Annotated in this window: 14 protein-coding genes; 3 read left to right on the forward strand and 11 right to left on the reverse strand. The window is 43.3% G+C overall.

What is annotated here, in order from left to right; genetic code table 11:
- Positions 1 to 274: 274 nt before the first annotated feature.
- From putP to K5Q73_RS12725, 9 genes are all read right to left on the reverse strand, one after another.
- Positions 275 to 1,726: a sodium/proline symporter PutP gene (gene putP, locus K5Q73_RS12685; protein WP_220759484.1), complete on the reverse strand. Its 1,452-nt coding sequence runs from the start codon at positions 1,724 to 1,726 to the stop codon at positions 275 to 277.
- 141 nt (positions 1,727 to 1,867) lie between these two features.
- Positions 1,868 to 2,572 (reverse strand): DUF3379 domain-containing protein, encoded by a 705-nt coding sequence (locus tag K5Q73_RS12690; protein WP_220759485.1) that lies wholly within the window; start codon positions 2,570 to 2,572, stop codon positions 1,868 to 1,870.
- Complete coding sequence (locus K5Q73_RS12695) at positions 2,565 to 3,128, reverse strand: sigma-70 family RNA polymerase sigma factor (RefSeq protein ID WP_220759486.1); 564 nt, start codon at positions 3,126 to 3,128, stop codon at positions 2,565 to 2,567. The genes K5Q73_RS12690 and K5Q73_RS12695 overlap by 8 nt, the downstream gene beginning before the upstream one ends.
- A gap of 205 nt (positions 3,129 to 3,333) precedes the next feature.
- Positions 3,334 to 4,968: a BatD family protein gene (locus K5Q73_RS12700; RefSeq protein WP_220759487.1), complete on the reverse strand. Its 1,635-nt coding sequence runs from the start codon at positions 4,966 to 4,968 to the stop codon at positions 3,334 to 3,336.
- Entirely contained in the window at positions 4,962 to 6,935 is a 1,974-nt protein-coding gene (locus K5Q73_RS12705; RefSeq protein WP_220759488.1) for a VWA domain-containing protein, read from the reverse strand. Before K5Q73_RS12705 ends, K5Q73_RS12700 begins: the two co-directional genes overlap by 7 nt.
- A 2-nt stretch (positions 6,936 to 6,937) precedes the next feature.
- Positions 6,938 to 7,960, reverse strand: coding sequence for a VWA domain-containing protein (locus K5Q73_RS12710; protein WP_220759489.1), 1,023 nt, complete (start codon positions 7,958 to 7,960; stop codon positions 6,938 to 6,940).
- Entirely contained in the window at positions 7,954 to 8,472 is a 519-nt protein-coding gene (locus K5Q73_RS12715) for a DUF4381 domain-containing protein (RefSeq protein ID WP_220759490.1), read from the reverse strand. The genes K5Q73_RS12710 and K5Q73_RS12715 overlap by 7 nt, the downstream gene beginning before the upstream one ends.
- Entirely contained in the window at positions 8,473 to 9,402 is a 930-nt protein-coding gene (locus tag K5Q73_RS12720) for a DUF58 domain-containing protein (RefSeq protein ID WP_220759491.1), read from the reverse strand. It abuts the gene before it with no gap.
- Positions 9,402 to 10,358: a MoxR family ATPase gene (locus K5Q73_RS12725; protein WP_220759492.1), complete on the reverse strand. Its 957-nt coding sequence runs from the start codon at positions 10,356 to 10,358 to the stop codon at positions 9,402 to 9,404. Before K5Q73_RS12725 ends, K5Q73_RS12720 begins: the two co-directional genes overlap by 1 nt.
- Positions 10,359 to 10,761: 403 nt before the next feature.
- Here K5Q73_RS12725 and fadI point away from each other — a divergent pair, with 403 nt between their 5' ends.
- The 3 genes from fadI to K5Q73_RS12740 all read left to right on the forward strand — a co-directional run bounded on the left by fadI (position 10,762) and on the right by K5Q73_RS12740 (position 14,628).
- Positions 10,762 to 12,072 (forward strand): acetyl-CoA C-acyltransferase FadI, encoded by a 1,311-nt coding sequence (fadI, locus tag K5Q73_RS12730; RefSeq protein WP_220759493.1) that lies wholly within the window; start codon positions 10,762 to 10,764, stop codon positions 12,070 to 12,072.
- Between the two features lie 5 nt (positions 12,073 to 12,077).
- A complete protein-coding gene (gene fadJ / locus K5Q73_RS12735) occupies positions 12,078 to 14,195 on the forward strand; it encodes a fatty acid oxidation complex subunit alpha FadJ (RefSeq protein ID WP_220759494.1) in 2,118 nt (705 codons plus the stop codon).
- 232 nt (positions 14,196 to 14,427) lie between these two features.
- Positions 14,428 to 14,628, forward strand: a complete 201-nt coding sequence (locus K5Q73_RS12740) for a hypothetical protein (RefSeq protein WP_220759495.1) — start codon at positions 14,428 to 14,430, stop codon at positions 14,626 to 14,628.
- A 369-nt stretch (positions 14,629 to 14,997) separates the two neighbouring features.
- Here the strand turns inward: K5Q73_RS12740 and K5Q73_RS12745 are convergent, their stop codons facing one another.
- Both K5Q73_RS12745 and K5Q73_RS12750 read right to left on the reverse strand, forming a co-directional pair.
- Complete coding sequence (locus tag K5Q73_RS12745) at positions 14,998 to 15,567, reverse strand: hypothetical protein (protein WP_220766149.1); 570 nt, start codon at positions 15,565 to 15,567, stop codon at positions 14,998 to 15,000.
- Between the two features lie 100 nt (positions 15,568 to 15,667).
- Positions 15,668 to 19,978 (reverse strand): EAL domain-containing protein, encoded by a 4,311-nt coding sequence (locus K5Q73_RS12750; protein WP_220759497.1) that lies wholly within the window; start codon positions 19,976 to 19,978, stop codon positions 15,668 to 15,670.
- Between the last annotated feature and the right edge of the window lie 211 nt (positions 19,979 to 20,189).

Genomic DNA, 20,189 nt, shown 5'->3' on the forward strand with positions numbered 1-20,189 from the left:
AGTGCATAGTAGGTAGATGTGAGCAAGCTAACAACTCCGACCAGAATCGTTTTTTTGTTAATTATTAGTTAATTATAGCGCGTTTTTTTGGCTGATAATTAAGTGAGCAATTAAATTGAGCCTCAGAAAGTATAGCCAGCATAGGCTTGGGGCAACAAGTTGGTTTGACTCTGGGTTAATGGGATGTAAATACGCTAAGATTTGTGAGGTAATTGATTAAAATAAAAAAAGCGTACAAGTGTACGCTTTTTATCTGTTTTGCTCTCTATTGCAGCTATAGCTTAGCTTCGAAGCTATCGAATTGCTGTTTAATCGCTGCAGATGGGCTTTGCAATTTACTAACAATGACACCGGTAAGGGTGGCTAGAATAAAGCCAGGAAGGATTTCATAGATGTCAAAAATATGACCAGAAAGTTGCTTCCAAATCACAACGGTTAGCGCACCAACAATAATAGTCGCCACTGCACCGTTGCGGCTGTAACCGCGCCAAAATAGAGACAATAACACCACCGGACCGAAAGCCGCGCCAAAGCCTGCCCAAGCATAGCTAACTAAACCTAGTACGCTGCTATCTGGGTTGAGGGCAACAACACCAGCAATGACGGCAATCGCTAACACGCCAATACGACCGACAAGCATCAATTCTTTACTTGTCGCCTGAGGACGTAACCACTTCTTATAGAAATCTTCGGTGATGACACTCGAGCACACTAAAAGTTGTGAATCGATAGTACTCATAATGGCCGACAAAATAGCGGCAATAAGCAAACCGCCAATCCAAGGATTAAATGCAGCGTGGGCAAGGTGGATAAACACGGTTTCAGGGTTTGTTAGTGGCTCGGCTGCAAAATACAGGCTACCAGCAATACCTGTGGCCAATGCACCGACAAGGGCTAGTAGCATCCAACTCATGGCGATACGGCGTGAAACCGGAATATCGTCTGGTGAGGCGATAGCCATAAAACGAGACAGAATATGCGGCTGACCAAAATAGCCCAGTCCCCATGCTAATAGCGATATGAAGCCAATAAAGGTGGTGTTTTCATTGAACATAGACAGCATTGCGGGGTCGATGTTTTCCAAGCCTGCTTGTGTCTCTGGCTGACTAAAAATAGCCACAGGAACAATTAGCAGTGCAACAAGCATCAGGCAGCCTTGGAAAAAGTCGGTCCAACTCACGGCAAAGAAACCGCCAACAAAGGTATAGGCTACGATAATGGTAGAGCCAATGATCAAGGCCAAGGTGTAATCTAGCCCGAATACTTTTTCAAATAAAATTGCCCCACCCACCATGCCAGACGAAGCGTAAAAGGTGAAGAATACTAAGATAGTCACAGCTGAAACTAGCTTTAGTATGCCTTTATTATCTTCAAAACGTTTTTCGAAGAAGTCAGGTAGCGTGAGAGCGTTATCGGTAAACTGAGTGTAAACACGTAAACGTTTAGCGACAAATAGCCAGTTTAGCCAAGCGCCGAACACTAGGCCTATGCCAATCCATGCTTCACCTAATCCGCCTAGGTAAACAGCTCCAGGCAAGCCTAAAAGTAGCCAACCAGACATGTCTGATGCGCCAACACTGAGTGCTGTCACCGCGGGTCCCATTCCTCGGCCACCAAGAATATAATCATCTACTGAGTCTGTGGCTTTATAAGCCCATAAGCCAATCCCCATCATTAAAGCGAGATAGGCGATAAAAGTTATTAAAACAGGTAATTCAATTGTCATGTGTGATTCACGCTTCTTTATCTTTTCTATTTATGTGAAGCGCTATGCTAGCAGATCTATGAGCTTGAGCCCAATAAAGCAGGGAAATGCGATGAAGATCTAACCAATGATGCTTGTTAAGCACCATTGGTTGTGAAGGGGTTAGATAAATGTATGTTCTATTTCGCTCTTAACGTAATCAAGATCTTGATTCTTTTCACCAACAAGTAACATGTAAGCGTTATCAGTTTCAAAGCCCATGCCTTGGTATTTGTTATCGGTAAAAGCTTCCTCAAGTACCATACGATCTTCGAGTGGCACGATAAACAGTGTGACTTTCTCTTTTTTTCCTTGCATGACTAAGTGCAGGCTTTTTACACCTTGAAAGTCACAATAGGTGCTATAAAACACCTTACCAGGCTGCTCGGTAAACTTCATATTGCTACCGCCATTGAGGGAAGCAAGTTGAAAGTTTACATCTTGATAAGCGACATCTTGGTCGACGTGTAGCGCTTTCTCTTCATGATAGACATGAGCTAATGCATGCTGGCCCAAATCGACGGGGCCCATTCTTAGCAAGGTGAAGGTCATTCCTGCTAAAAACGCTACTGACGCAACTAAGGCGAATGCAAAGCCCGTTTTGCGTCGCTGTGAATGATGATGTTGTAATTGCTGCCTTAATAATAATTTAGCGGCAAGGTCGTCAGGCACATCGACTTTGAGAGCTCGCTCTATCTTAGCGTCTAAGCCTTTTAGCTCATTTAAGAAAGCTTCTCTTTCAGCTGACTCCATAGCCGCATCGATAAAGTCTGGCTCTTGACTATTGGGGTCACTGTAGGCCTGACGGCGAAACTTAAGCTCATCCATTGGACTGCCCCCTGAACTGTGGTTGCTCGAGTTGCTCTTTAAGTTGATTTCTAGCTCTAAATAAACGTGTCATAACGGTATTGCGATTTAAATCGAGAATTTTTGCTATTTCATCACCGCTAAAGCCACCAATGACTTGCAGTAGTAGCGGCTCTCGATACTCAAGCTCCAATTTGGAAATCTGCCTACGTATTAAGTGTTGCTCAGCGAGCTCTTCAGTGCTGCCAGAAACCGTATCTTCAATAAACTCTTGTTCAACATCTGAGTAGTTAAACTGTTTACGTTCAAAACGTCTGGCATTTTCACGGCGTAAAATAGTGATTAACCATGCTTTGGCAGCTTTCTCGTCTTTTAATGAGTCAAGCGAGCGCCAAGCACGTAAAAATGTTTCTTGGGTGATGTCTTCAGCGATGTGTTTATCTCCGCAAAGCCAATAGGCGAAACGGTAAATATCTGCGTGAAGTGCCCTGACAAGGCTATCGTATCGTCGTTGTTTGCTAACCATGTCTGAAGAGACCGTGGACTTCGACTTTTTATTGCGCCAACTATCAAACATTTTAATTTTTCTAACGGGATGAATGGAATACAGCTTACTCTCGTTAAGTTGTTAATACCAATGCTTGGTTCTGTTGATATTGTGTAGAGGAATTCGTTTTGAGAGGAGGGGGATTGGGTTGGTTATTTATTGGATGCAGTTATTAACCATTAAGAGCAGTTATCGGTATTAATTGACGATAACTGCTCTTAAGTAAAAAGCTTTGTTAGCTAGGATTAAGTTTTGCGAGTACTGGATCTTTAGCTTGGCGAGAGTTGGCCTTAGCCATTTTGGCAATCGATAGGATCAGAGCAAAATCGATCGTACTAGATTGCTGATTAGAACTGTACGCGCTTTGCTGTAACTGGCTTATACAATCGCTTAAACGGCTATCCGTTGCTGCAATCTGAGTTAAGGTCATTGGACTTTGATGTAGCTCGCTATAATAACGAGTCAGTGCATTTAGCACCCCAGCGGCATTTTTTGCATGACAAGCAGTTTGCAGGTGCGTTAAGGCCGAATGGGGCGGAGCAGCCTTTGTCGTTGAGTCTATATTGGACTGTGTAGGCTTCTTGCTACGCTCTTTTAACCAAAGGAGTAAAGTGATGACCCATAAACAGCCAAGCACTAAAGATAACCAAGGCCAAAAACCAGCACCATTATTACTTAAGTGTGTGGAGACTTGAGGTTGTAAAGGCTCAGTTGCTGCGCCACCTATCACTGTAATAGTTCGCGCGGGTAATGTTGCAAATTGCTGTTTGTTTAGATGTGGGTTCCACCAGGGAACTTTGATTTCAGGCAAGGTGTATGTGCCAGCTTGAGTGGCGACAATTGCCGTAGTTTGCGTCAATTGAGACACCATCTGGTTGTCGCGTAGAAAAGTGTTACGTTGTGGCTTTTCTGGGTAGGTTTTAAGTGCGTCTGGTGTCTTAATGACGATTTCAGGCAGACTTGTTTCATCGACATTAGATGCCAGTAAATTGATGGTACGAGTGATAGGGTCGCCAACTTTAAACTCGGTTTGTGTTTGCGGCCAATCTTCTTTTAATACAACCAAGTCCGATACGAGCCACTGTCCCTGATAGTCTGCAGGAATCGGCTTGATGAGTACCGTCATTTTTGGCGCTTGAGTCTGAGTTGGACGACTTTCATTGAAAGAGAACATGGCGCCGTTGCGTCTAGACTGAATCATGACATCGCCAGCGAAACTGGCACCGTCAATAGCGAGCTGCCCAGGTTGGTCTGCGACTATTGCATAGTTGCGTTCAATGACGCGGTAACGGCGACCATTGACGACATCGGTACTGTCATTGTCTTCACCGAGCTGCTTTATTTGCGCACCTTCTAGGTTTGGTGCATTCAATACACCTCGCTGTAGTTCTAGCGCTAAATAGAGCTTTACCTTATAAGTCAGCATTTGACCTACATAGGCCTGCTCACTGGATAAGTTGGCACGCATAAAGATATCTTTCATCTGTTGAGGCTGCGAACCTGCTTTTAAAATAGATAAAGAGATAGGTTTAGAGCTGATACCATCGATAGTAAAAGCTGGAATCGTGACAGTACCGATATTTTTAGGCGATAACAGCACTTGCCAGCGCGTCTCGTTACTCGCGTCAAAATTCATTATTTGCTTGCTGCGGCTGATACTGGTTCGGCCTACAATAAAGTCTTTTAGCAACGAAGAAGTATCGAGTTTACCGCTATTCATATCGTCATTTGCGGTGACGGTTAGGACTAAAGACTCACCTTCCATAACGGGGTTACGGTCGACAGAGGCTTGCAGCGAGGTGATCGCACTAGCTGGAAAGGCGGCTGTGAGGGCGATAAGCGCGAGGAGAAAAATATGCCGTATTACCACTGTTCGTTTTCCTTAGAATTGATGCCTTGTTGGCGGCGTTTCTGATACTCAAGTTGCATTTTGTTTCGCAGTAAAACCTGTGGGTCATCGGCAACGGCTCGTAGTGCCCGTTCCATTTCAGGTGGTAGTGGTTCATCTGTTGGGATGGGGCTTGCGGCGACTTGCTCTGTTTGCTCCGCAGCTTGATTTTGCTTCTCGGCCTCAGCTGTTGCGGCTTGCGCTTGCTGTTTAGCTAGTTCTTCTTGCTCTTTAGTTTGTTGAGTAGACTGACTATTAGCTTGAGTTTGCTCGGCCTTGTTTTCATCATCCTTTTCGTCATCAGGGTTTGCTTGCATTTCAGCTTCATTATTTGCCTGCTGTTGATTAGCAGCTTGTTCTTGTGACTGGCTCTGTTCAGATTTTGCATTATCTTGCTGGTTGTCTTTTGACTGTGACTCAGAGCTTTGTGACTGAGCCTCGGAGCTTTGTGATTGATCATCGCCCTGGTTTTTATCCGAGTCTTGCTCTGGACTGTTTTCAGAGTTCTTATCTGAGTTTTGCTCAGAACTTTGCTCAGAACTTTGCTCAGAATTTTGATCGGAACTTTGACCTGAGTTTTGATCAGAACTCTGCTGCTCTTGTTGCTGTTGCTGTTGCAGTTGTTTAGCCAGGTCAAGATTGCCCTTTGCGGCATCAAACTGTGGACTCTTATCTAGGGCTGATTGATAACGCTCTTGAGCCTCGGCGTACTTACCTAACTGCATCAAGCTATTGCCTTGATTGTATAGACCGTTGGCAGAGTCATCTTTTTCAAAAGCCTTAAGTGCTTGCTCATAGTTTTCTGCTTTATAAAGCGCGCTTGCTTGCCATTGCGGGCTCTTGAATTGACTCGCAGCATTTTTATAGTCTTGCGCCTGATAAGCTTGCATCGCTTGTTGATCTTGGGTTTGCCAAAGATCATCCCAAGTGCTTGCATAGACTTGTCCACTAGGCTGAAACAAGACTAATAGAGCAAGGCCTGCCATCATGCCATTTCTAAAGCTCAATAAGGCTGGCAATAGTAAAAGTAGCGCAAAGTAGGGGCCTATATCTTGCCAAGTTTCTCCTTCGAGATCGCTTGCCTTAGTATCTTGCGTGTTAGCAAGCCATTGCTTAATTTGCGTGACATCTGCGCCGTCTGCGCGACTTGGAACTAAAATTCCATTGGCCTCTGTGGCGAGTTCCTTTAGCAAGCTGTAATCAGTTTTAGCAACGACAACTTGATTAGCATTATCACGTAATAATTGACCATCGGGTAATTTGATCGGCGAACCCTGTTGGCTACCGAAGGCGATAATTGCCAGTCGATACTGACTATCCGTTAGCACAGATTCAGCGCGTTTAAATTGCGTTGAGGATACGCCGTCGGTGAACAAAATAATGTCGCCGCGAACGTGACCTCCTTGGCTAAGTAAAGATTTTGCCTGGATAATTGCCGCCTCAAGGTTGGAGCCTCTTACTGGCATTATGCTTGGCGTTAGGGTGGGTAGTAGGTTTAATAGTGTCGCTTTATCTCGCGTGAGTGGACTAATGGTAAAAGCATCTCCAGCATAGGCTATCAGCCCCGTTTCACCTTCCGAGAGGCCATCGATAAGATCTGTGGCTCTAAATTTCGCCTGAGTTAAACGATTAGGCACCAAGTCATTGGCATACATAGATAAAGACATATCCATGACGATGACTCGTCCCTGAGCCGACTCAAAGACAGGTAGGGATCTTTTCTCAAATGCAGGCCCAGAAAGAGCAAAAACAGCAATAAACCAAGCTATGGCTAGGTAAGCAATATTGTTGTGTTTCTTCTTCATCGAACCACCCACAAGCACCTTGGCTAAGTGGGGAGCAATATAGCGGTTCCAGCTTGAGCTTGCAGCCTTGCTCTTAAATAACAGCAATAGCAGTAAGGCTAATGGAATAAGGGCTAAGAACCATTCGGGACGCAGAAAATGCATGGTTAACGTCCTCCTTTTGCTAGTTGGGCTTTATCTCTTAAATTGGCTTTAAATCTTACTTTAAAGAGTGTCACTTGCGTCAATGCGCTAAGAACAGATGCTAATAGGGCTAACGCTAGAGGCCAATAAAATAACTCTGATTGAGGGCGGTAACTGAGTTGATCACGGCTGACAGGCTCCAAAGTATCGATTACCTGATAGATCTGCTCTAATTCCTCTGTATTGCGGGCTCTAAAATATTGACCGCCAGTGGTTTTGGCAATGTCTTGCAATTGGGACTCGTCGAGATCCATGGATGGGTTGACTCTTTCTTTGCCAAATAGGGTTCTGCGTTCCATGACATCAGCGCCAACACCTACGGTATAGATGGTGATCCCTTTTTGGGCGGCAATCTGGCTAGCTTGCTCTGGTGATATGGCGCCAGCATTGTTAGAACCATCGGTGAGTAAAATTAATACTCGATTACTCTGTTCGACTTTATCGAAACGTTTAACACCAAGGGCAATAGCTTCGCCGATGGCAGTTTGTTTACCAACCAGACCGATTTGAGCTTCTTTTAAATATTGCGCCACAGAGCGTCTATCTTGGGTCAGTGGAGATTGCAGATAGGCGTGATCGGCGAACAGGATCAGACCGATACGATCGCCTTTTCTGCGCTCAATAAAGTCGCTAATGACATGTTGGATAAGAGTAAAGCGGTCTACCACCTTACCGTCTATTACCATGTCTTCAATTTGCATACTGCCGGAGAGATCGACTGATAACATAAGGTCACGACCTTTACTAGGCAGTTCAATCGCTTCACCTACCCAAAGGGGGCGGGCGCAAGCTACAACCAGTAAGCACCAGACTATCCAGTAGCGTTTTCTGCTCTGCTTACTTTTCTCGGTGATAGTCACTTGGCTCGGCAAGCTTGCTCCGGGTAACAGTAGATGACCGCCTTGAGGTTGTTTCTGCTGCTTGCTTCTAAATATCAGTGGCAAAGGTAGTAGCAGTAATAAAAATGGCCAGGCGAGGGTTAGCATTGTTTGGCCTCACTGGTTGTATTACTGATGGCATTAGCTTTTGCACTAGCCAGTGGAAGCGCGGCTTTTAGCCAGTTTTGAGCATGTTGCTTAAGCGCCATTTTTTCATCTTGGTTAAGCTGGGCTTTTTGAAAGCGCAGGGCTAAGAGTTTCCCTAGCTCATCTTGCGGTTTATCAACCTGTGCGTTTAACCATTGGTACCAATCATCGCCGCTGAGCTGAGCCACGTGTTCGCGGCAGGTGTAACTCATAGCCGCGCGTTTAAGTAGGCTACTCACTTCAACGGCAAATTGCGGACTGTTTTGATCTATTGCCGCAAGTTCTTTAAGTGCGACTCGCTTGGCAGCGCTGATCTGTCTACGTTTTTTAATCCAAACAATGAGTAAAGCGGTAACGATTATGATAATAACGAGACTGAGCCAATAGCCGTAAGCGAGTGGCCACACACCGATCTCGGCGGGTGTCTGAATGTCTTGCATACTTGCAAGTGCTGGATTGATAGGATTGCTCATCTATCGCAATGCCCCTAACTGTTGATTGAGTCGGATCCCTGCATCAACAATGCGGGTTTCAACGTTAAGTTTTTGCATCATTTCAATAAAAATATCTTGTTGATGTTGCTGACCTGCTAGCCACTGCTCATAACTGTTTCTATCGAGTAGCAGTTCTTTGCCGCCTTCTCTTACCGGAAGCTGAAAATGCTTGGGTAGATTGAGCAGCCCTTGACGAAGTGGATCCGTAATTAAAAACGCACCCAAATCGCAGTGGCGTTTCAAGTCTGAAAGCGCCGCCAAACAACTTGGAGTGAAATTACTGCCATCGGAAACTATCCAGATGAGTGAGCCCGGCTTGGCGAGGCGGCGAAGCCGTTGACACGCTTTGAGCAGGTGTTCAGGTTCTGGACTCTGGTCGGCGATATTTTGCAGTTGTCTGCTATGCAAGGTTTTAATCGCAGAGATCACCTGCAAAATGCCTTGTTGGCGACTCCGCGGTTTAAGCTCAATATGTTCTTGCTCGGTAGCGATTAATGCCCCTAGGCGGTCGCCATGTAAAATAGCGCTCCAGCCAAGGGTGGTAGCAAGATGTGCCGCTTGCACTGATTGCAACATCAAGCTTGAGCCAAAGTAGAGGCTATGACTGAGATCCAGTAGCAGTAGCACAGGGCGCTCACGCTCTTCGACAAACAGCTTGGTGTGAGCCTTACCGGTTCTAGCTGTAACGCGCCAGTCAATGGTGCGCACGTCATCACCACTTTGATAATGACGCACCTCGGCAAACTCCATGCCACGACCTTTTATCAAGCTCGCTCTATGGCCCGCGAGGCTCGCCTTAGCTTTAGAGCGTTTTTCAGGCAAAGCTTTTGCGAGGCTCTGACAAGCCAGTAACTCTTTTTCGGTAATATTAATGCCGTCGCTAAACAACGGCAGTTCAGAGTTGACCATTAAGGGACCGCAACTTGAGAAAGAATATGGTTGATTACGTCATCGCTACTGACACCATCGGCTTGTGCCTGATAGCTCAATAGCAAACGGTGACGCAGCACGTTGGGCGCAACCGCTTGAATATCTTCTGGAGAGACAAAATCACGCTCATATAAGTAGGCGCGAGCACGAGCGCAACGTTCAAGCGACAAAGTGGCACGTGGACTGACGCCATATTCAAGCCAACTAGCGAGTTCTTGGCTATAGGCTTCAGGCTTACGAGTCGCCATGATGATGTCGACGATGTATTTCTCTAAAGGCTCGGCAAGATAAATTTGTAATGCGTTTTCTCTTGCGGCAAAAATATCCCCTTGAATAATAGGCTCAACCTGTGGCACTTCTTGCTTAAGGGCTTCATTTCGAGACATCCTCATGATCTCAAATTCGGTCTCAGCACTTGGATAGTCAAGGTTTAAGTGCATCAAGAATCTGTCTAATTGCGCTTCGGGTAGCGGGTAAGTCCCTTCATTTTCTAGTGGGTTTTGTGTCGCCATGACCAAAAACAGTTCTGGTAACTGATAACTGTGCTTACCGACCGTGACTTGTCCCTCAGCCATGGCTTCTAATAGAGCCGACTGAACTTTGGCTGGGGCGCGGTTAATCTCATCGGCCAAGATAAGATTATGGAAAATAGGTCCTGCCTCAAATTCGAAGGTGGCAGTTTGAGCGCGATAAATATCGGTACCGGTTAAATCAGCTGGTAGAAGATCTGGCGTAAATTGAATACGGTGAAAATCTCCCTCTACACCATCACACAGGGCTTTTACAGCACGAGTCTTAGCAAGGCCTGGAGGACCTTCAACCAAAAGGTGCCCGTCGGCAATTAATGCAATTAGTAGATTCTCGGTGAGAATAGGCTGCCCTAAAATGACAGTATTTAAGTATTCGCGTAACGCGTGAAATCGACTCAAAGGCATGATGCTACTCGGATTATTTTAAGTTAGTTAGATATAGACCTGCGACATAGTAAAAAATTCCCTTAGGGTTTGGCTAGTGCCAATCTTTCTTTATGCTGATAAATCGGCCTAAAGAAGGGATGAAAGTGCAGGTTTGGATTAACCTTGTGATGACTCACATTGTTTAGTGATTAATTTCGTAGACAACAAAAATAGGAAAATGCTTCATTAACATTTGTTAATCAAGGTTTTTTTTATATATTAATAACAAAAAAACAAACAAGTGTTTAAAACTTTGGCCTAAGAAGTTAGAATCAGATCACACTTTAATGGTCAGACCTGTCTAGTTAAAGGTAAATAGGTTTCCCAAGGATATAAGAAAGCGTGCAACTTCAGGTTAGCGTGCAGAATAAGAGGGCGAAAAATGAGTGATAGACAACAGGTGACGAATGCGAGGGGCGAGCGGATCGCTATTGTGTCGGGATTACGTACACCATTTGCTAAACAAGCCACCGCTTTTCATGGGGTGTCGGCATTAGATATGGGCAAGATGGTTGTAAATGAACTGCTTGCTCGCTCTGAGCTCGATCCTAAAGAGATTGAACAGCTTGTTTACGGGCAAGTGGTACAGATGCCAGCTGCACCAAATATCGCACGGGAAATTGTATTGGGGACTGGCATGAATGTCAGTACTGACGCGTACAGCGTGACCCGTGCTTGTGCGACAAGTTTTCAGTCTACGGTGAACGTTGCTGAGTCTATCATGACGGGGAACCTCGATATCGGTATCGCGGGCGGTGCAGACTCTTCCTCTGTGTTACCTATTGGTGTCTCTAAAAAATTAGCTCATGCCTTAGTCGACCTTAATAAGGCCCGCAGCCTTGGGCAAAGACTTTCTATTTTTCGCCGCTTAGGCCTTAAAGACTTATTACCCGTTCCACCTGCTGTAGCCGAGTACTCAACCGGCTTATCTATGGGGCAAACCGCTGAGCAGATGGCCAAGACCTACAATATTAGCCGCGCCGATCAAGATGCGTTAGCGCACCGCTCACACACTTTAGCTACAGAAACCTGGAATGCGGGCAAGCTGGCTGAAGAGGTGATGGTTGCTCATGTCCCGCCTTATAAAGCCTTTATCGACCGTGATAACAACATTCGTGAAAACTCTAAGCTTGAGTCTTACGCGAAATTGCGTCCAGCTTTCGATCGTAAACATGGCTCGGTTACAGCGGCAAACAGCACGCCATTAACCGATGGTGCGTCGGCCGTACTCTTGATGAGCGAAGGCCGTGCTAAGGCCTTAGGTTACACTCCTATTGGTTACATTAAGAGTTACGCCTTCACTGCTATCGATGTCTGGGAAGACATGTTGATGGGGCCATCTTACGCGACGCCTCTGGCGCTTAAGCGCGCAGGGATGGAGTTAGAGGATCTAACCTTGATTGAGATGCATGAAGCTTTTGCTGCTCAAACGCTGGCAAACATGCAAATGTTTGGTTCGAAAAAGTTTGCAGCTGAGAAACTTGGCCGTAATCGTGCTATCGGTGAAATCGATATGAGCAAGTTTAATGTTCTTGGTGGCTCATTGGCCTATGGTCATCCATTTGCCGCAACGGGTACGCGTTTAGTCACTCAAGTGTGTCATGAACTTAAACGCCGCGGTGGTGGTACGGGTCTCGCAACAGCATGTGCTGCGGGTGGTCTAGGCGCAGCAATGATTGTGGAAGTGGAGTAATTCTTATGGAAAAGACATTTAATTTATCTCGTCGTGATGATGGTATTGCCGTATTAACGATGGACGTACCTGGCGAAACCATGAATACACTTCGCAGTGAGTTTGGCCCAGAGATCAGCGAAGTGCTTGCTGAGATTAAGGCCGATGCGAGTATCAAAGGGCTGGTTTTAGTTTCTGGGAAAAAAGACTCTTTTGTTGCTGGCGCGGATATTTCAATGCTTGATGCCTGTGAAACAGCGGCCGATGCCAAGTTGTTGTCTCAGCAGGGGCACGTAGTATTTAACGAGTTAGAAAGTTTAACCATTCCTGTAGTTGTTGCCATTAATGGCGCTTGTTTAGGTGGCGGTCTGGAACTGGCTTTAGCCTGTCATAAACGAGTATGCTCACTTAATCCAAAAACCATGATGGGTGTGCCTGAAGTGCAGCTAGGTTTGTTACCAGGCGGAGGTGGTACTCAACGCTTGCCACGTTTAGTTGGCGTGACAACCGCGCTAGACATGATGCTAACGGGTAAACAGCTTCGCCCTAAGCAGGCGTTAAAAATGGGCTTAGTCGATGATGCGGTACCTGAGTCGATTCTGCTGCGTACTGCGGTTGAGATGGCACTGGCGGGTAAGCGTCCCGCTCAGAAAAAGAAGCAGTCTTTTATCAACAAAATGCTGGAAGGCACGAGTGCGGGCCGTAACATTATTTTCGATCAAGCAGGCAAGCAAGTCGCGAAAAAGACTCAGGGTAACTATCCTGCCCCAGCTAAGATCATTGATTGCGTGCGTCAAGGTATGACAAAAGGCATGGTAAAAGGGCTTGAGGTTGAAGCAAGCCATTTTGCTGAGCTAGTAATGTCTAAAGAATCAGAGTCATTACGCAGTATCTTTTTTGCCACCACAGAGATGAAGAAAGAAACCGGCGCTGGGGATGTAAAGCCGGCTAAAGTGAATAAGGTGATGGTATTAGGCGGTGGATTAATGGGGGGCGGTATTGCCTCTGTAACCACGACTAAAGCAAAAATTCCTGCTCGAGTTAAAGATATCAGCGAAACAGGCTTAAGCAATGCCTTGTCTTATGCCTATAAGCTTTTAGATAAAGGTGTTAAACGCCGCCATATGACCCCCGCTGTGCGTGACAACTTAATGGCGCTTATGACCACAACCACAGAATATAAAGGCATTAAAGATGCTGATATGGTGGTTGAGGCGGTTTTTGAAGATTTGGCTTTAAAACATCAGATGGTCAAAGATGTTGAACGTGAGTGCGGCGAGCACACTATTTTTGCCTCAAATACTTCTTCTCTACCCATCGGCCAGATTGCCGAAGCGGCAAGCCGACCAGAAAATGTTATCGGTCTACACTATTTCTCTCCAGTAGAGAAAATGCCATTAGTTGAAGTGATTGCCCATGCTAAAACATCGCCAGAAACTATTGCCACTACAGTAGCGTTTGCTAAGAAGCAGGGTAAAACCCCGATTGTTGTGCAAGATGGGGCAGGATTTTATGTTAACCGAATCTTAGCTCTGTATATGAACGAGGCGGCGCAATTACTGCTTGAAGGCCAAAGCGTAGAACATCTTGATAAGGCGTTAGTTAAGTTTGGTTTCCCAGTCGGACCAATGACATTACTTGATGAAGTAGGTATTGATGTTGGCGCCAAGATTTCTCCTATCTTAGAGTCTGAGTTAGGAGAGCGTTTTAAAGCCCCTGCTGCTTTCGATAAGCTTTTAGCCGATGATAGAAAAGGTCGTAAGAATGGTAAAGGTTTCTACCTGTATGGCACTAAGACAAAGACCAAAGAAGTTGATCAAACTGTCTATAGCGTTTTAGGGCTTAAGCCTGGTGTAGATACCGAAGCGACTGAAGTGGCTCAGCGCTGCGTAGTACAGATGCTAAATGAAGCTATTCGCTGTCTTGAGGAAAAGATAATCTCTTGTCCTAGAGATGGTGATATTGGTGCGATATTCGGTATTGGCTTCCCGCCGTTCCTCGGTGGGCCTTTCCATTATATAGACACGCTTGGAGCCGATAACTTAGTAAAAATGTTAGAAAGTTATCAAGCTCGTTACGGTAGTCGTTTTGAACCTGCAGATACACTTAAGCAGATGGCTAGCGATGGTACACGCTTTTTTTAGTTAAGCCAGTGAGGCAATAGTTAATTCTTGATGACGGAGAATAATTTGTTTTAACTTAGCCTCACTAAACCTATTTAACTAGCAAAGCGGCAGCATGATGCCGCTTTTCTTTTGCTACAAGGTCCAGCCTTGCCTAAAAAACGCTCTCCTTTGTCAGGTTTTGGCTATATAATGCCCAGCTGGTTAAGCTGGTCCTGCAAAGGCAAACTTATTTGAAGTGGGGTGTAGATAAGTGTTATTCGCTATCGTATTGCTATTAATGTATTCAGGATATTCTCTAGGTCATTCGGCATTTAAAGCTGGTTTGCCTGTAAAGCGCTGGGTCGTTGCTGGTACGCTAGTCGGACCTGCGGCGTATCCTTTATTTAATTCACATAAACAACTTGTCTACCGTAAGGCAATGGGCAAGCAGGGGATCTCCATTATTCTATAAGTTGTTCAATAATGAGTTTTATAGAGATAACAAAAAAGGAGCTTATGCTCCTTTTTTGTTATTTGAACTTAAGTCGATAGCTTATGCTAGTGACTTAGTTCCACCAACCTTTGGCTGGGATAACTTCAAGATGATTTAGGCCATCAGGCAACTGAACCTTCTTACGAGCAGGTTTGGCTAATCCAAGTACTATCATTAATGAATTAAACATAATCATACTCCTCAATCTTTGGTGTACTTAATTCCACCAGACTTTAGCTGGGGTTACTTGTAAATGGTTCAAACCTTCAGGTAGCTGGACTTTTTTACGAGCAGGCTTTTCAAAACCTAGGACTTTTTTAAGTGAGTCAAACATAGTCATATCCCTTATTAAGCCGTTGCTTGGTTGATGTATTTTATATTAGGGAAGCCTGCGGTTTGTAGCGGCTGATATTTAATATTTGGGAAACCTGCAGTTTGTAGTGGCTGATACTTAATGTTTGGGAAGCCTGCGGTTTGTAGCGGCTGATATTTAATATTTGGGAAACCTGCAGTTTGTAGTGGCTGATACTTAATATTAGGGAAACCAGCAGTTTGTAGTGGCTGATACTTAATGTTTGGGAAGCCTGCGGTTTGTAGCGGCTGATACTTAATATTAGGGAAACCAGCAGTTTGTAGTGGCTGATACTTAATATTTGGGAAGCCTGCGGTTTGTAGTGGCTTATATTTAATATTTGGGAAGCCTGCGGTTTGTAGTGGCTGATACTTAATATTAGGGAAACCTGCGGTTTGTAGTGGCTGATACTTAATGTTTGGGAAGCCAGCTAGAGTAATAAGAGTGTTGTATGGATTAACATGATCTGTATTGATTTGCGTCGGCGTTGCATTGATAGAAGCTAACACTGGTAAAGAACACAAAACAGACGCAGAAGTAACTAATCCTTTAATTATCGTTTTCATTTTTTTTACCTTCTCGTAGAGTATTAAATATAAAGTAATATTTTTGACTTATGAGAAGGTTGTTGCAGTTGTTGTGCCAATGTTTGTTTTGTTGTGTTTTTTAACCTCTTTTGGCAGGGGATGCGGTCATAGTTTGGCTATTCGAGTCTTGCTTAAGTAGCTGGGTGAATTCGTTTTCGGTTACTGCTTTGCTGAAGATATAACCTTGGATCTCTTCACATTTCAATGCGCGTAATATACTGAGTTGAGAAGCTTCTTCGACTCCCTCTCCAACCACTGAAAGCCCCATGTTATGGGCAATAGTGATAATAGAATCAACCATCTTTAGATCGCGATCTGACTTGTCTATATCATCAACAAAGGCTTTATCTATCTTTAAAGTATGAATAGGAAAGCGTTTTAAATAAGAAAGTGATGAGTAACCTGTGCCAAAGTCATCTAGGGCCAAACTGACACCCATTTTAGATAATTGCTGCATGACTTTAATTGCCTTTTCAGGTTCTTTAATCACTGTACCTTCGGTTATTTCAAGCTCTAAATTAGCGGCTGGTAATTGAGTTAGTCGTAAAATTGACTCAACTCGTTGCTGTAAATCAGGTAAGGCGAACTGTTTCGACGATAAATTGACAGCAACTCGGCCGTTAAACAATCCTTGTGAACGCCACTTTTGCGCCGCGAAGCAGGCTTTCTTGAGTACAACATCGCCAATTTCTACAATTAATCCATTTTCTTCAGCTAATGGGATAAATTCATTAGGAGCGATTAAGCCCAGCTCTGGATGGTTTAAGCGAACCAGAGCTTCCATTCCCGCCATATGGCCAGATTTTAAATCGATTTTAGGTTGGTAATAGACTTCAAATAGATCGTCTTTAAGGCCATCTCTAATTAAATTTTCAACTTCTAACTGGCGAATGGCATTCTTATTCAAGGACTCAGAATAGAACTGGTAACGATTACCACCTGCAGATTTAGCGTGATACATAGCGATATCTGCTTTTCTGAGTAGTGCTTGCTCGTTTTGATCATCTTCAGGATACAACACAATACCAATACTTAAGCCGACGACGACTTTTTCATTGCTCAGCTCAAAGGGGGTTTCGAAGGCATGAATGACGTTTTTTGCAATGATGGCGCTAGTACCGATATCAGGGTTCTTATCAACTAATATGGCAAACTCATCTCCACCTAAACGGTAGATACTGGTATGGCTTGGTACCGCCACTTGAATCCGTTCAGACACTTGTACTAACAGCTCATCACCGGCTTGGTGACCTAAAGAATCATTAATTTTCTTAAAGTTATCTAAGTCTAATACCATAAGAGTGTGGTGAGAGTCTCTTTTGACTAAGTTGCCAAGGGTCACCATCAAGTTAGAACGATTTGGTAAGTTAGTTAATAAATCATTATTGGTGAGTTTTCGAAGCTCTTCTTCTTGTTGTTTGCGGCGGCTGACATCGGAAAATACTCCGACGTAATGCGATAACTCGCCTTGTTCATCGTAGATTGCATCAACAGAGAGCTCCATTAAAAAGCTACTACCGTTGCCTCGTATTGATTCGACTTCGTTATTCCAACGGCCTTGCTGCTTAAGGATTGAACGGATCTGCTCTGAGTAGCTATCAGGGTAGAGATCAAAATTAAATAGGGTGCCAATTAACTCATTCTTACTCATCATAGATAAGTCGCAGCATGCCTCATTGACTTCTACAAACTTAAAATTACTATCGAGAATAAACATGCCTTCAGAAATATTCTGAATCGCGCGCTCAAACAACCTTAATTGTTCTTCAGCTTGTTTAAAGTTGCTGATGTTTTTGATGGTTCCCGTCATTCTGAGCGCATTATCGTTTTCATCACGTTCAACAATTTTGGCTCTATCTAGGATCCAAACCCACTCATTCGATTTGCCTTTGACTCGATAGGCAGCTTCGAAATGGTCGGTTTCGCCGTAAAAGTGTTTATTTAATGCTTCGCGGACACGCTCTTGATCCATAGGATGAATGTTACTCTCTTCTCCCTTACTGCCTGAGCGCTGCCCATCTTGCGGAAACTCAAGCGAGCCCCAGATATTGGAGCGGTAAATTTGACCCGTTTCAATATCCCAGTCCCACATTTCATCGCCGCTACCCCAAAGAGAAAGCTTAAGCCGCTCCTCACTCTTGGCTATCTGTCTTTGAACTTCACGTCGGCGTAGTATGGCTTTGATGATTAAGAAAGAGATAAATAAGAAACAGAGGAGGTAGATAAACTTCGCTGTAGTTGATAACCACCATGGTGGTGTAATCTCAATATTTAACTCACGAATTTGTCCGTGTTTTCCGGTGACAGGATCAATAGCATAAATAGAGAACTGATAATCACCAGGAGATAAATTAGTATAGGTGGCAGAGTTTGTCCCTTTTGATTGGATCAGTGATTCTGAAAGTCCCTGCATTTGATATACGTAGTTGATGTCTTTAAAAGAGCTACTTGGACTATTAAATGTAATTGTGAAAGGATAGTCTGAATATTTAAGTTTTATTGATTTCGTTTTTGATAATTGTCTATTTAATACATTTCCAGCAGTCTCTTCACGGATGTTAAAAATCAACAAGTCTTCAAGTATGGTATTTGGTGCTTTGTTAATTAATAAGTAATTATTTAGCTTTTCTGTCGAAATGTAGCTTAATCCGGATATTCCACCAATTAAAAGATGATTGTCGTTTTTTAAAATAGCGTGTGTGTTATATTCGTTTTGAATTCCAAATTCATCATTTATAATGAATGTGTGGCCGTTAGTTATATCATTAACAATTAATTCGTTAAGTGATGATGCTATTACGTGCTTGTTGCTGTGTGATATTGAAAAAACAGGTTTGTTGTTGGAGTATAAGGTATCTATGGCTTTCGTATTTAAATTGTAGAGGTTTAGACCTTTTCCTGTGCCAAAATATAGTTTTTCATTAATAATATCAATGCTCGCGACTAGTTGGTCTTTATATAAAATTTGTACATTATTTTTGTCCAGCTTGAATAGTCCGCCTTGGGTTGCAACAAATAATTGGCCATTATGCTCTTTTATATCAAATACGGGGTTGTTCTTGTCAACCGTATACTTTGATATTTCTTCTGTCTCTGTGTTGTAAAGAATTATGTCTCCAGCGCTAGAGCCAATGATAATGCTTTTGTTGTCACTGTGAACCTTAGTAATGAAGAGTCTTTCATCTATGATTTTGGTTATTTCACCTGAACTGATATTGATGGCAACTAATCCCTCTTTGCTGGCTACATATATACTTCCATTTAAGATGGATGCAGACTTAGGGCCTTCAATGTTAGATGCGTACTCTTGCTTTAGTGTTAAATTTGAGTCATAGACCTTTATCTCCTGCTCATCTGTTGTGACGATGATGTCAGAACTGCTAGCTTTTGAAATAGACCAAACATTACCTCCGTTGATTGTTTTTGTCTGGATAATATTTTTAATATCATTGATTATTAGTAAACCATTATCCTGATTAGAGATGAAAGTTTTGTTTTTTCCTCTGCTAATCTTTGCATATTCAATATTTTGGAGAGGTTTTTTCAAAGAGCCTATAACTACAGGTTCGTTGATGTTATCAATTTGATAAATAGCAGTTTTTGATAATGCAATATGACCACTTGCGGTATTGCTGACGCTGGAGTAGATAGAGTTGTTCAGCTTTTCTATAATGCTCCCTTTATACTGATATACTCCACTTGTTGTGAATAATAAGAGACTACTATCTTTTTGTCGCATGGAGTAAACATTGTTATAGATTACAGTGTCTAGGTCGTTGATATTTATAACTGAGCCAGAATAATTTCTAAAAAAAGTGTTTCCAGCAACAAAGGCAAACTCTTTAACACCATTGAAATTTCCTTTATAGCTATCAATGAGTGAGAGACTTAAACTTTTTGCTTTAGTTATATCGACAGTGTGAATGGCATTTTCAGTACCTAAGAAAAGTTGGTTTTTATTCTTAAATATCGACCATATAGGTTCATTTAAATTTAATCCAAATTTTTCCGAAGAGACGATTCTATCGGTTAATGAATCATATACAGCCAGGCCTTTATCTGTACCTATATACATAACACCGCTATCGCTGATAAATAGACTGCGAATGAATGCGCTAGGAAGCTCATGCTCTGCTGAAGGAAAGTAGTGGCGGAACTCTTTACCATCATATCGATTAAGTCCGTTAACAGTGCCTATCCAGATATAACCATCGGCATCTTCAACAATGGAGGTTACATTACTTTGTGACAGCCCATCTTGAACCCCTAAAGAAGTGGAGTTTAAGGTTAATGCATAGGCAGGATTTGCCATATAAATGCAAAAGAGTAAAAAAGTCGCGATTTTGATAAGAATTCTAGGCATATTATTTGTTTGATTATTAGCCAACATTGAAAGGCAACTGCTTGTTATCACCACTTTTTCAGAAAGTGAGAGTATTGTCAAAAACAATGGTGATAATTGTAGCAGATAATCATTCTTAACCGTAAAGTTCTCCTGTGACTTAAGCTCACCTCAGTATTGTTTGTAGTTTATTATGTTGAAAGTTGAGTGGAGTTTGGTGATATAGACTTTTTTGAGGTGTTGCGCTATTTATATGTAA

Source organism: Shewanella sp. MBTL60-112-B2 (assembly GCF_019655055.1).
Classification (GTDB): Bacteria; Pseudomonadota; Gammaproteobacteria; order Enterobacterales; family Shewanellaceae; genus Shewanella.